Here is a 13,192-nt window from a genome sequence, read left to right as displayed (position 1 = left end):
CGCTGACCCTTTTCCAACGCGCCCCACAAGGTTCGCTACGTGATCGAGTTTCAAAACGTCCATAAAACCTACCGGGTCGCCGGTAAGGATATCCCCGCCCTGCATCCGACCAGTCTGACGATTGAGAACGGTCAGGTCTTCGGCCTGATCGGTCATTCCGGCGCAGGAAAAAGTACCCTGCTGCGTCTGATCAATCGCTTGGAAGACGCCAGCGGCGGCAAGATCATCGTCGACGGTGAAGAAATCACCGCCCTCGACGCCAACGGCCTACGGCGCTTCCGTCAGCAGGTCGGGATGATTTTCCAGCACTTCAATCTGCTGGCCTCCAAAACCGTGGCCGACAACGTCGCGCTACCGCTGACATTGGCCGGCGAATTGTCCCGCAGCGAAATCGACCAACGAGTGGCCGAGTTGCTGGCCCGGGTAGGCCTGTCCGACCACGCTAAAAAATACCCGGCGCAGTTGTCCGGCGGCCAGAAGCAGCGCGTCGGCATCGCCCGCGCCCTTGCGACCAAGCCCAAGATCCTGCTGTGCGACGAGGCCACCAGTGCCCTGGACCCACAGACCACCGCATCGGTGCTGCAACTGCTGGCCGAGATCAACCGCGAGCTGAAGCTGACCATCGTGCTGATCACCCATGAGATGGACGTGATCCGCCGGGTTTGCGATGAAGTGGCGGTGATGGACGCCGGCGTCATCGTCGAGCAAGGGCCGGTGGCCGAGGTGTTCCTGCATCCCAAGCACCCGACCACCAAGCGTTTCGTCCAGGAAGACGAGCAGATTGACGAAGGCGAACAGCGCGACGATTTTGCCCACGTACCGGGGCGCATCGTGCGTCTGACGTTCCAGGGCGACGCGACCTACGCGCCATTGCTCGGCACCGTCGCCCGGGAAACCGGCGTGGACTACAGCATCCTGGCCGGCCGTATCGACCGCATCAAAGACACCCCCTACGGGCAACTGACCCTCGCCATCACTGGCGGTGACATGGAAGCGGCGTTCGCCCGCTTCACCGCGGCCGATGTCCATATGGAGGTGCTGCGCTGATGGAATTTTTTGCAAACATCGACTGGCTGGAAATCTGGCTGGCAACCGGCGACACCTTCCTGATGCTGTTCGGCTCGCTGCTGTTCACCGTGCTGCTCGGCCTGCCGCTGGGGGTGCTGCTGTTCCTGTGCAGCCCGCGCCAGTTGCTCGAGGCCCGCGGCGTTTATGCGCTGCTGTCACTGATCGTCAACATCCTGCGCTCGCTGCCGTTCATCATCCTGTTGATCGTGATGATCCCGTTCACGGTGTTGATTACCGGCACCTCGCTGGGCGTGGCTGGCGCAATTCCACCGCTGGTGGTGGGCGCGACGCCGTTCTTCGCCCGCCTGGTGGAAACCGCCCTGCGCGAAGTCGACCGCGGCATCATCGAAGCGACCCAGGCCATGGGCGCCACGACCCGGCAGATCATCGTCAACGCCTTGCTGCCGGAAGCCCGTCCGGGCATCTTTGCGGCGATTACGGTGACAGCGATTACGCTGGTGTCCTACACGGCCATGGCCGGTGTAGTCGGTGCCGGTGGCTTGGGCGACCTGGCGATCCGGTTCGGTTACCAGCGTTTCCAGACCGATGTCATGGTCGTGACGGTCGTGTTGCTGCTGGTGCTGGTCCAGGTCCTGCAAACCGTGGGCGACAAATTGGTTGTGCATTTTTCTAGAAAATAAGGCCTCGCGCCCATAAACATGAGCCAGCCATTCGCTGGCAGGCGCCGAGAGCGGGCGCCCAAAAAGGAGTTAGCTGAATGAAGAAGTTACTGGTTGCCTTCGCTGCCGCTGCAGCGTTTTCCGCCCACGCCGACACCCTGACCGTCGCGGCAACGCCGGTGCCACACGCGGAAATCCTCGAATTCGTCAAACCGGCGCTGGCCAAGGAAGGCGTGGACCTCAAGGTCAAGGTCTTCACCGACTACATCCAGCCGAACGTACAGGTTGCGGAAAAGCGCCTGGACGCCAACTTCTTCCAGCACCAGCCGTACCTGGATGAATTCAACAAGGCCAAGGGTACCAATCTGGTAGCCGTGACTGGCGTGCACCTGGAACCCCTGGGCGCTTATTCGAGCAAGTACAAGAAGCTCGAAGAACTCCCTGGCGGCGCCAACGTAGTGATCCCGAACGACGCCACCAACGGCGGCCGTGCGCTGTTGCTGCTGGCGAAGGGCGGGGTGATCAAGCTGAAGGATGCGAACAACATCCTGTCGACCACCAAGGACATCGTCGATAACCCCAAGGACCTGAAATTCCGCGAACTGGAAGCGGCGACCATTCCACGTGTACTGACCCAGGTTGACCTGGCGTTGATCAACACCAACTACGCGTTGGAAGCCAAACTGGATCCGTCCAAGGATGCGCTGGTGATCGAAGGCAGCGACTCGCCTTACGTGAACATCCTGGTGGCGCGTGAGGATGACAAGGACAGCGAGGCGATGAAGAAGCTGGCGGCTGCGTTGCATAGCCCGGAAGTGAAGGCTTTTATTCTGGAGAAGTACAAAGGCGCGGTGTTGCCGGCGTTTTGATCTGATCGGGTGATGAAAAAACGGGACTGCGTGGGAATGCAGGCCCGTTTTTTTTGCACTCATGATAAATTCCACGCCACGACCTCTAATGAATAGAGGGCATTCAGGGAGAGAAGTAAGTGATCAAGTCTTTGTTGGTTGGGGCACTGCTGGCGACGGCATCCGCATCGGCATTTTCGATGAGTTGCGATAACCCTAGAAACGCCTATGACAGAACCTATTGTGCGTCGCTGAAAATGGTTCAGTCGGATCAGGAAATCAATGATCAATACAAGAAGACGATGAGTGCGCTGAACCCGGATCAAAAGAAAAAAGTGAAAGCCGCTCAGATCCAGTGGATCAAAGTTCGTGACAACGCCTGTTCCAACGACGGCCTGCTCTACCTGGACTGTGCCAATGAGAAGACCGAGGCGCGTATCGTCATACTCAAAGCTGTCGAGCGCGAGTGCCGTGCGGCCGGTTGCGACGACGCCAAGCTGTCGCAAGTCGAGTAACCGTAAACAAAAAAACGGGGTTGCATGTGAATGCAGTCCCATTTTTTTACCCGCAACGCCCATTTAATGCCTCCCGCTATCGTAGCGAGGGAACTTGCTCCCATTCGGCGGCGCAGTTGTCGTAAACCCAATCAACACAGTCCTTTTGGAAGAACACGTCAACGTCGTTGAGGCAGCCTCACCGTCCAGGTGCGGCAGGCTTCTTCGCCACAAGGCATTAACAGCCTAATTCAGTTGTTTACGCTGGTGGCAGGATGCCACAATCGTTCTTTTTAGCTGCGTCACGATCAGGTGAATCACATGGACGGCCCAGGATCTCGGAAAGGCCAGGATATGTTCATAGCCGAACAGGTGCGAACGGATCGATTGCAGCAACTCTTTCGCCAATCCGTTTCTGCGGTTTTTGGCAGCTACCTCGCTGCCATCATGCTGAGCTGGCTGTGCTGGGATCGTTTTGAGCACAGTGTCATCTTCTGGTGGCTGGTCATACTGACCGGATCGACCCTGGTGCGCATCTCGATGTTTGTTGCCTATGTTCGCAGCGACGAAAGTGAGCGCACGCCCCAACGCTGGGAGCGCAAATACTGGATCACGCTGGTGTTGTCCGCCAGTATCTGGGGGATGGGCGCATTAGCGGTCATGCCCGCAGACGACCTGTTGTCTCAGGCCTTGGTCATGCTCTTTACGGTCGGGATGTCCGTCAGCGCGGTCTCCTGCTATTCGGCCTATCGCGACATGACACTGGCCTCCATTGGCCTGGTCCTGTTGCCGTGCACCGCATGGCTGTTGTTTCAACCGTCGCCGATTCAAGTCGGCATGGCCCTCTCGATTCTGGTGTTCGCGGCATTTGCAGCCCGCGCCACACACAAAATGTCCGAGGCACTGGAAACCGCTTTTCGTCTCACCCGTGAAATGGAACAGGCGAACAGCATTTCAACCCGCGCAGCACAAACCGATGAACTGACTGGCCTGAAGAGTCGTCGAGCATTCTTTGAACATGCTCAACAACTCTACGAGGACTGTAAAAACAACCGGCTGGGGTTGTGCGCGGTAATGCTGGACATGGATCACTTCAAGCAGATCAACGACACCTACGGCCATCAGGTGGGGGATCAGGTGTTGCGGCAAATGGGTGTGGTCATCAGTTCGTCCTTTCGTGCCACGGATATTCATGGCCGCCTGGGTGGGGAAGAGTTCGCGATTTTGCTTCCGGATACGTCCATTGAAGTTGCGATCAGGATTGCAGAGGAGCTTATCCAGACAATTGGCGGATTGATGATCGAACCTGTCCACGGGATAACGGCCAGCCTCGGCGTGGCGTCGACGGAGGCTGGGCATAAGGATCTGCATAGCTTGATGAATAATGCGGATAAGGCGTTGTATCGGGCGAAGGCGTTGGGAAGGAATCAGGTGGCGGTTGCTCAGTAGGGTGGATTTGCCCCAACTAGAACCCAAAAAACCGCCCATTCGGCGGTTTTTTCATGTCGATAGAACTCAGGCTTTAGCGCCGGCCATCCGGCCAATGGGCTCAAGCTCCTTGCCTTTGGCGAGGCTGACCGACAAGAACTGGCGTTCCATACTGGTTGCGCTACCAGCCAGACGGCAGGCTTCGGCTTCGTACTGGGCAGCAAGCGACGGCTTTGGGGGGCGCTTAGAAGCTTTCATGGAAATCTCGACAGCAAAGTAGGAGTTCATGAAACACACAGTCGTGTCATGTGGTGAATATGATGATGGGCAGTCGCAGGAACAATAAAACCCGGGGGCGAGACACACAAGCAGGGCAGTTCCGGCATAGTTGTAGGCAAAGGCTCAAAGACGTGTGGGCTGGTGCAGGCGCAATGGCCAGGTGTTGAGCCGTGGCCTTAAGACATATCCGATCCCGTGGCGAGGGAGCTTGCTCCCGCTCGGCGGCGCAGCCGTCGTAAACCGGTTGATGCGGTATAACTGGATGAATACGGGGCCGCATGAGTGCAGCCCCGTTTTTATGCTCGGAATGTCGATTAGCCATGGCAAGGACACTTGTCTACGTTTTCACAATGCGCCCCTGCTAAATAATGCTATCTACCACACCACCATCGACGCGCAGCGCCGCCCCCGTGGTAGCCGAAGCCTGTTCCGAGCTGGCATAGATGATCATGTTGGCGACCTCCTCGACGTGCGCCGCCCGCTGGATGATCGAGGTGCTACGGTGCTTATTGACGAAATCCGCTGCCACCTTCTCCAGGCTTTCCCCAGTGCGCTCGACATCAGCCTGGAGCATCTGCGCAACCCCTTCGGAAAGCGTCGGCCCAGGCAGCACCGAGTTCACCGTAACGCCGGTGCCGGCGAGGCGTTTGGCCAGGCCGCGAGCAATAGAGAGTTGGGCGGTCTTGGTGAAGCCGTAGTGGATCATGTCGGCCGGAATATTCACGCCAGATTCCGAAGAGACAAACACAATCCGCCCCCAACCGCGCTCGACCATGCCCTGCGCATAAGCCCTGGACACACGCACGCCGGACATCACGTTGGTTTCGAAAAAGCGCTGCCATTCGCTGTCCGGCGTGTCGAAGAAATCTTCCAGCTTGAAGATCCCCAGGTTGTTGATGACCACATCGAAGCGCGGGTACTTGGCGACCAATGCCTGGCAGCCTGATGCGTTGCTGAGGTCGCCCACAAAACCTTCGGCTTTGGAAGCAAGAGCGCCCAAGCGCTGCAATGCGTCCTGCACGCTGCTCTCGCTGCGACCGTTGATGACCACGTGGGCGCCGGCCTCCAGGAAGCCTTTGGCGGTGGCGAAACCGATACCGCTGGTGGAACCGGTGACTAGAACGTAACGGCCGGTGAAGTCGATTTTCATGGGAGGGACTCCTTGAGTAATGGACCAGAGGGCAATGCGATGGTGTTGGAAGGACGCTGGTTTCGACGGGGCTAGCAAGATTTTCGAACATCTTGGCTAATCGCCCACCCGTTACCTCCGATATCGCAGGCATTAATCATGGACACGATTGACGCTTTGCGCCTCCCCGGCTCCTTGGTAGTGAGAGCTAATACATTCAAGACAGTTCGATAAAAGCAACCCGACGCAAAGCGTCGGGTTTTTCTTTTCTGTTATCGAACTTCAACGTTATCCAGCACCCGATTTGCCAGCAACGAACCCAGCTCGATCAGTTGCTGAATACCGAGCGCCACATGACGGCGTGAACCTTCGAGTTCGAAGGCGAGGTCGTTCACCATGGCGTCAGCCGAGGCCAGGGTTTCGGTGAGGTTGGCGAGCAGGGATTCGTTGTCGATGTCCTTCACGACGGTGAATATCTGGCCCGGTTGGGGATCGTCGGGTCTTGTTTCTTTGGGTGAGAGATAGAAATCCAAAGCGCGCTCGGCGGCTTCGTCGAGCTTCTTGGTCTTGGATTTTGAACGCGGGGAAGCTTGGCCCGTTTCCGGAGGATTTGGAGTTACTTTGAACATAATCTTCGGTTCCTGATGTGATGCCGACACGCCCTAGCTACTAAACAAGGGGGTGGCAGCTGTACGCAGGTTAGTAGACCGGGGAACCGAAGAAGCCGGCGCGCCGAAGCGCCCTGCGTACAGCCACCATCAAGCGCAGGATTGAAGCCTGACTGACGGAAGCACTTGTACATCTTCAATTACCACGGGCTACTAAACCCGACCACTGATGGGCAGTGGCAGGAAAACGATAGAACCCAAGGGCAAGGCGCACAAGCGGGCGGATTCTGGCGTAGTTGTAGGCAAAGGCGCAAGGATGCGTGGGTTGGCGGAAGGGTGGCGGTCGGGGAATAAACAGGCGACGGGAAGGCCTGGAAGTCGCGGGCTAGGGGCGCCTCTGCTTGGTTGGAAAGCAGAGCTGGTGCGGATCTTCTGTAGGAAGTTGGGGCTGCTTCGCAGCCCAGCGGGGATAAATCCCCTCGCCACAGGAGGGTGGAGTCAGTTAATTCAGCGGCGGCTGTGAGGGCGCTATCGCGAGCAGGCTCGCTCCCACAGTTTTTCCGGGCAGTTCACAGATATTGCATCCATCCCAAATCCTGTGGGAGCTGAGCTTGCTCGCGATGGCGGTGGGTATGCTTGCACCGATGTTGAATGTGTCGCCGCCATCGCGAGCAAGCTCGGCTCCCACAGGGGTTATTGGGTGTTCGCAGATCCTGCGTTCACCAATAGGCCTTCAGTACCACCGCGCCTCGCCCGGCGGGCGCTTCTTGAAGCGTTTCATGCTCCACATGTATTGGCTGGGGTAGGCACGCACGTAGCGTTCCACCACTTGGCTCATGGCGGCGCAGGCGGTTTCGGTGTCGGTGCTGTACATGGCCTCGGGGGCGGCTTCGAGGATGACTTTGTAGCCGGAGCCGTCGGGCAGGCGCAGGGCGTGGAGGAAGACGCCGACGGCTTTGCCGCCGGCGAGCATGTTCGGCACGAATTTGCTGGTCAGGGCCTGGGTGGCGAAGAAGGGCACGAAGATGCCGGCGGATTCGGCCGGTTCCGGGTCGGCGGGGATGCCGACCTGGCCGCCCTTACGCACTTCCTTGATGACGCTGAGGATGCCTTCCTTGGTCGACGCGGCGACTTTGTTGCCCAGTTGCACACGTTGTTTGCGCAGCAATTCGTCCACTGCCTTGAGCTTGGGCGGGCGGTAGAAAATGATCGGTTTGCACTGGCTGCAATAAAAGTGGTTGAGCACTTCCCAGTTGCCCAGGTGACTGGTGATGCCCACCACGCCTTTGCCGGACGCCAGGGCTTCTTTCAATACCTCCAGGCCCTCGACTTCGCGCACCAGTTCGATGGAACGCTGGGCCGGCCAGATCCAGGCGCAGGCGCTTTCGGTCAGGGATTTGCCGATGTCCTTGAGACTCTGGCCCACCAGGCGTTCGCGTTCGGCCGGGTTCATCTCGGGAAAGCACTTGGCGAGGTTGATCCGCACCACGTCGCGGGAGCGGTTGGGCAGTTTCCACATGAGCCAGCCAATGGCCGACCCCACCGCTTGCACCGCCCGCCAGGGCAGCAGCGCAAACAACCGCAGAGCGCCGACCAGCAAGGCGCCTTTCAACTTATCCACAGGTCACTCCTGAATTCATGGGCCGTGTCGCGAGCCGGCTATTCTAACCGCCGTTTACCAACTCGGCGTAGCGGTCGCAGTCCTGGGTGTGGTCCATGACCATTCCCGAAGCCTGCATGAAGGCGTAGCAGATGGTCGGGCCGACGAAGGTGAAGCCGGCCTTTTTCAGGCCCTTGCTCATCTGCACGGCTTCGGGCGTGATGGCCGGCACTTCGGTGCGGTCCCTGAAATGGTTGATGATGGGTGTGTCGCCGACGAACGACCAGAGAAACCCCACCGGGTCTTCCAGGGCCAGCCAGGCCTGGGCATTGCGGCGCGCGGCCTTGAGCTTGAGGCGGTTGCGGATGATGCCGGGGTCTTGCATCAGGTCCTCGATTTCGGCGTCGCTCATCTGCGCCAGCCGCTGTACGTCGAAGTTGTACAGCACCTCGCGGTAATGCGCGCGTTTGCGCAGCACGGTGATCCAGGACAACCCGGCCTGGAACCCTTCAAGCAAAAGCAACTCGAACAAACCCTGCGCATCGCGCAGCGGCGCCCCCCACTCCTGATCGTGATAGGCCATGTACAGCGGATCTTCGGAACACCAAAAGCAGCGTGGCATAAGGCTCCAGGGGGCGTGCGCACGAACGAATCGGGTATACTCCCGCTCTTTAAATCGCAGCCCAAGAAACAGGTGAATTTCGTGAGCCAGCCTACGCCAGCCGTGCGTACCTTCCAAGACTTGATCCTCGCCCTCCAGCAATACTGGGCCGAGCAAGGTTGCGTGGTACTTCAGCCCTACGATATGGAAGTAGGCGCCGGCACTTTCCACACTGCCACGTTTCTGCGTGCCATCGGCCCGGAAACCTGGAACGCCGCCTACGTGCAGCCCAGCCGCCGCCCGACTGACGGCCGCTACGGCGAAAACCCGAACCGTCTGCAGCACTACTACCAGTTCCAGGTGGTCCTGAAGCCGAACCCGGAAAACTTCCAGGAACTGTATCTGGGCTCCCTCAAGCACGTCGGCCTCGACCCGCTGGTGCATGACATCCGTTTCGTCGAGGACAACTGGGAATCGCCGACCCTCGGTGCCTGGGGCCTGGGCTGGGAAGTCTGGCTCAACGGCATGGAAGTGACCCAGTTCACCTACTTCCAGCAAGCGGGCGGCATCGAGTGCTACCCGGTGACCGGCGAAATCACCTACGGCCTGGAACGCCTGGCCATGTACCTGCAAGGCGTGGATTCGGTCTACGACCTGGTGTGGGCCGACGGCCCGTTCGGCAAGGTGACTTATGGCGACGTGTTCCACCAGAACGAAGTGGAACAGTCGACCTACAACTTCGAACACGCCAATGTCGACAAGCTGTTCGAACTGTTCGATTTCTATGAAAGCGAAGCCAAGCGCCTGATCGAGCTGGACCAGCCGCTGCCGTTGCCAAGCTATGAAATGGTGTTGAAGGCGTCCCATACCTTCAACCTGCTGGATGCACGCCGGGCGATTTCCGTGACCGCGCGCCAGCAATACATCCTGCGTGTGCGCACCCTGGCGCGTTCCGTCGCGCACGCCTACCTGATGGCCCGTGCCAAGCTGGGCTTCCCGATGGCGACCCCGGACCTGCGTGATGAAGTGTTGGCTAAGCTGGAGGCTGCACAATGAGTGCTCAAGATTTCCTGGTTGAACTGGGCACCGAAGAACTGCCACCCAAAGCCCTGAATACCCTGGCCGACGCGTTCCTGGCCGGTATCGAAAAAGGCCTGCAAGCCGCCGGCCTGAACTTCGAGACCAAACAGGTCTATGCCGCGCCGCGCCGTCTGGCCGTACTGGTCACTGGCCTGGCGACCCAGCAGCCGGACCGCAGCATCAACCTCGATGGCCCGCCACGCCAGGCTGCGTTCGACGCCGATGGCAATCCGACCCAGGCCGCCCTGGGCTTCGCCAAGAAGTGTGGCGTGGACCTGAGCGAAATCGACCAGAGCGGCCCGAAGCTGCGCTACAGCCAGAGCATCAAGGGCAAGCCGACCGCCAGCCTGCTGCCGACCATCGTCGAAGACTCCCTCAATGACTTGCCGATTCCCAAGCGCATGCGCTGGGCCGCGCGCAAGGAAGAGTTCGTGCGTCCGACCCAATGGCTGGTGATGCTGCTGGGTGACCAGGTGATCGATTGCACGATCCTGGCCCAGAAGGCCGGCCGCGATTCCCGCGGTCACCGCTTCCATCATCCGCAGAACGTGCGCATCACCTCGCCGGCCAACTACCTGGCCGACCTGCGTGCCGCCTACGTGCTGGCCGACGCCAACGAGCGCCGCGAGCTGATCAGCAAACGTACCGAAGAGCTGGCCACCCGCCAGGAAGGCACCGCTATCGTGCCGCCAAGCCTGCTGGACGAAGTAACCGCGCTGGTGGAATGGCCGGTGCCACTGGTGTGCTCGTTCGAGGAACGTTTCCTTGAAGTGCCGCAGGAAGCGCTGATCACCACCATGCAGGACAACCAGAAGTATTTCTGCCTGCTGGACGCCGAGGGCAAGTTGCTGCCGCGCTTCATCACGGTCGCCAACATCGAAAGCAAGGACCCGGCACAGATCATCGCCGGTAACGAAAAAGTCGTTCGCCCGCGCCTGACCGACGCCGAGTTCTTCTTCAAGCAAGACAAGAAGCAGCCGCTGGAAAGCTTCAACGAGCGCCTGCAGAACGTGGTGTTCCAGGAAAAACTCGGCAGCGTCTACGACAAGGCCGAGCGCGTTTCCAAGCTGGCGGCGTTCATCGCCCCACGCATCGGTGGCGACGCCCCACGCGCAGCCCGTGCCGGCATCCTGTCCAAGTGCGACCTGTCGACCGAGATGGTCGGTGAGTTCCCGGAGATGCAAGGCATCGCCGGTTACTACTACGCCCTCAACGACGGTGAGCCGCAAGACGTAGCCCTGGCGCTGAACGAGCAGTACATGCCCCGTGGCGCCGGCGCTGAGCTGCCGACCACCCTGACCGGTGCGGCCGTGGCGATTGCCGACAAGCTCGACACCCTGGTCGGCATCTTCGGCATCGGCATGCTGCCCACCGGCAGCAAAGACCCGTATGCCCTGCGTCGCGCGGCACTGGGCGTGTTGCGGATCCTGATCGACAAGCAGCTGGACCTGGACCTGAACGATGCGGTGGCCTTCGCCGTCAACGCGTTCGGCAGCAAGGTCAAGGCTGCGGGCCTGGCCGATGCGGTGCTGGAATTCATCTTCGACCGCCTGCGTGCGCGTTATGAAGACGAAGGCGTCGATGTCGCCACCTACCTGTCGGTGCGTGCCCTGAAACCGGGTTCGGCCCTGGACTTCGACCAGCGCGTGCAAGCCGTTCAGGCGTTCCGCAAATTGCCGGAAGCGGCGGCCCTGGCGGCGGTGAACAAGCGTGTGTCGAACCTGTTGAGCAAGGCCGAGCCTTCAGTCAAGGCGCCTGAAGCGCGTTACTTTGATAACGCCGCCGAGTTCTCGCTCAATTCGGCGATTCAACAGGCGTATGCCTCGGTGCAGCCGCTCATGGAAAGACGCGAGTACGCCGAAGCACTGGCGCGCCTGGCGGCACTGCGCGAGCCTGTGGATGCTTTCTTCGACGCCGTGATGGTGAATGCAGATAACGAAGATGTGCGCCGCAATCGCTATGCTTTGCTGGCACGCCTGCGTGGCTTGTTCCTCAACATTGCCGATATTTCCATGCTGGGCTGAGGAGCTGCTGTTGAAACTGCTGATTCTCGATCGGGACGGAGTGATCAATCACGACTCCGACGCTTACATCAAATCGGTGGAGGAGTGGTTGCCGCTTCCCGGTTCGATCGAAGCCATCGCGCAGTTGAGCAAGGCCGGCTGGACGGTGGCGGTTGCCACCAACCAGTCGGGCATTGCTCGCGGTTACTATGACCTCGCTGTCCTCGATGCCATGCACGAGCGCTTGCGCGCCCTGGTGGCGGAGCAGGGCGGCGAAGTCGGGCTGATCGTTTATTGCCCACATGGGCCGGACGAAGGTTGCGATTGCCGCAAGCCGAAGCCGGGCATGTTGAAAACCATTGCCGCGCATTACGACGTAGCACTGGCGGGCGTGTGGTTTGTCGGCGACAGTTCAGGTGACCTGGAGGCGGCCAAGGCCGTCGATTGTCAGCCAGTTTTGGTAAAGACCGGGAAAGGCGAAAAGACTTTGGGCAAGACCCTACCGGCAGGCACCTTGATTTTTGACGACCTGGCGGCGATTGCCGCTGAACTTATCCACAATTAGAGCTCCCAAGACATCCTGACCAAGGATTGTTCGGGAAGCGCTTGAACAGGCGGGCATTGCCCGCAACGGTAAATGCCGCTATGTCGATATTGCAGGCCATCAGATCTTTTCTCTTTTACCTGCTGTTGGGCACCAGCTCCTTGCTGTGGTGCTCCCTGAGTTTCTTTGTCGCGCCTTTCCTGCCGTTCAAGGCGCGCTACCGCTTCATCAACGTGTACTGGTGCCGCTGCGCACTATGGCTGAGCAAAGTGTTCCTGGGCATTCGCTATGAAGTGAAGGGCGCCGAGAACGTGCCGGACCGGCCCTGCGTGATCCAGTCCAACCACCAGAGCACCTGGGAAACCTTCTTTCTGTCGGCCTATTTCGAGCCGCTGAGCCAGGTGCTCAAGCGTGAACTGTTGTTTGTGCCGTTCTTCGGCTGGGCCATGGCGATGCTGCGGCCGATTGCCATTGATCGCGACAACCCCAAGGTTGCGCTCAAGCAGGTGGCAAAGAAGGGCGACGAATTGCTCAAGGACAACGTCTGGGTGCTGATCTTTCCTGAGGGCACCCGTGTTCCCTATGGCACGGTCGGCAAGTTTTCCCGCAGCGGTTCGGCATTGGCCGTGAATGCCGATCTGCCTGTATTGCCGATTGCACACAATGCCGGCAAATTCTGGCCCAAGGCCGGCTGGATCAGGAAGCCTGGTGTCATCACCGTGGTAATCGGCGAACCGATGTACGCCCAAGCCAGTGGGCCCCGCGCCATCGCCGACCTCAACGACCGGGTCCAGGCCTGGAACGAACAGACCCAACGGGACATGGGCTCGCTTCCCCCGGCCCCCGCAACACCGGCGGCTACGGACCCACTCGCTGTCTGACATCTGTGG

General features: G+C 59.7%; 14 protein-coding genes. 9 read left to right on the top strand and 5 right to left on the bottom strand.

What is annotated here, in order from left to right; genetic code table 11:
- Positions 1–39: 39 nt before the first annotated feature.
- From LOY67_RS00120 to LOY67_RS00100, 5 genes are all read left to right on the top strand, one after another.
- Positions 40–1,047: a methionine ABC transporter ATP-binding protein gene (locus LOY67_RS00120; protein ID WP_265065399.1), complete on the top strand. Its 1,008-nt coding sequence runs from the start codon at positions 40–42 to the stop codon at positions 1,045–1,047.
- Positions 1,047–1,709, top strand: coding sequence for a methionine ABC transporter permease (locus LOY67_RS00115; RefSeq protein WP_053149304.1), 663 nt, complete (start codon positions 1,047–1,049; stop codon positions 1,707–1,709). Before LOY67_RS00120 ends, LOY67_RS00115 begins: the two co-directional genes overlap by 1 nt.
- 77 nt (positions 1,710–1,786) lie before the next feature.
- Positions 1,787–2,557, top strand: a complete 771-nt coding sequence (locus LOY67_RS00110; RefSeq protein WP_265065398.1) for a MetQ/NlpA family ABC transporter substrate-binding protein — start codon at positions 1,787–1,789, stop codon at positions 2,555–2,557.
- Between the two features lie 119 nt (positions 2,558–2,676).
- Complete coding sequence (locus tag LOY67_RS00105; RefSeq protein ID WP_265065397.1) at positions 2,677–3,051, top strand: lysozyme inhibitor LprI family protein; 375 nt, start codon at positions 2,677–2,679, stop codon at positions 3,049–3,051.
- 300 nt (positions 3,052–3,351) lie between these two features.
- Positions 3,352–4,479, top strand: coding sequence for a sensor domain-containing diguanylate cyclase (locus LOY67_RS00100; RefSeq protein WP_265065396.1), 1,128 nt, complete (start codon positions 3,352–3,354; stop codon positions 4,477–4,479).
- A gap of 66 nt (positions 4,480–4,545) precedes the next feature.
- On the opposite strand, the gene LOY67_RS00095 is transcribed toward LOY67_RS00100, so the two are convergent.
- The 5 genes from LOY67_RS00095 to LOY67_RS00075 all read right to left on the bottom strand — a co-directional run bounded on the left by LOY67_RS00095 (position 4,546) and on the right by LOY67_RS00075 (position 8,696).
- On the bottom strand, positions 4,546–4,746 hold the full coding sequence (locus LOY67_RS00095) for a hypothetical protein (RefSeq protein ID WP_265065395.1): 201 nt from the start codon (positions 4,744–4,746) through the stop codon (positions 4,546–4,548).
- A gap of 352 nt (positions 4,747–5,098) precedes the next feature.
- Positions 5,099–5,887 carry an SDR family NAD(P)-dependent oxidoreductase gene (locus LOY67_RS00090; protein ID WP_265065394.1) on the bottom strand — a complete coding sequence of 263 codons (789 nt, stop codon included), beginning with the start codon at positions 5,885–5,887 and terminating at the stop codon, positions 5,099–5,101.
- 251 nt (positions 5,888–6,138) lie between these two features.
- Positions 6,139–6,495: a DUF6124 family protein gene (locus LOY67_RS00085; RefSeq protein WP_265065393.1), complete on the bottom strand. Its 357-nt coding sequence runs from the start codon at positions 6,493–6,495 to the stop codon at positions 6,139–6,141.
- Between the two features lie 712 nt (positions 6,496–7,207).
- Positions 7,208–8,095 (bottom strand): lysophospholipid acyltransferase, encoded by an 888-nt coding sequence (locus LOY67_RS00080; RefSeq protein WP_265065392.1) that lies wholly within the window; start codon positions 8,093–8,095, stop codon positions 7,208–7,210.
- A gap of 43 nt (positions 8,096–8,138) precedes the next feature.
- Complete coding sequence (locus LOY67_RS00075) at positions 8,139–8,696, bottom strand: DNA-3-methyladenine glycosylase I (RefSeq protein WP_265065391.1); 558 nt, start codon at positions 8,694–8,696, stop codon at positions 8,139–8,141.
- An 81-nt stretch (positions 8,697–8,777) separates the two neighbouring features.
- Here LOY67_RS00075 and glyQ point away from each other — a divergent pair, with 81 nt between their 5' ends.
- The 4 genes from glyQ (at position 8,778) to LOY67_RS00055 (ending at position 13,183) form a co-directional block, all read left to right on the top strand.
- Positions 8,778–9,731, top strand: a complete 954-nt coding sequence (glyQ, locus tag LOY67_RS00070) for a glycine--tRNA ligase subunit alpha (RefSeq protein ID WP_265065390.1) — start codon at positions 8,778–8,780, stop codon at positions 9,729–9,731.
- Positions 9,728–11,779, top strand: coding sequence for a glycine--tRNA ligase subunit beta (gene glyS / locus LOY67_RS00065; protein WP_265065389.1), 2,052 nt, complete (start codon positions 9,728–9,730; stop codon positions 11,777–11,779). The genes glyQ and glyS overlap by 4 nt, the downstream gene beginning before the upstream one ends.
- A 4-nt stretch (positions 11,780–11,783) precedes the next feature.
- Complete coding sequence (gmhB, locus tag LOY67_RS00060; protein WP_265067845.1) at positions 11,784–12,323, top strand: D-glycero-beta-D-manno-heptose 1,7-bisphosphate 7-phosphatase; 540 nt, start codon at positions 11,784–11,786, stop codon at positions 12,321–12,323.
- A gap of 80 nt (positions 12,324–12,403) precedes the next feature.
- Positions 12,404–13,183 (top strand): lysophospholipid acyltransferase family protein, encoded by a 780-nt coding sequence (locus LOY67_RS00055; protein WP_265065388.1) that lies wholly within the window; start codon positions 12,404–12,406, stop codon positions 13,181–13,183.
- Positions 13,184–13,192: the final 9 nt, after the last annotated feature.

The sequence above is a fragment of the Pseudomonas sp. B21-056 genome (assembly GCF_026016325.1).
GTDB lineage: Bacteria > Pseudomonadota > Gammaproteobacteria > Pseudomonadales > Pseudomonadaceae > Aquipseudomonas.
This window is presented reverse-complemented; position numbering and strand designations above follow the sequence as displayed.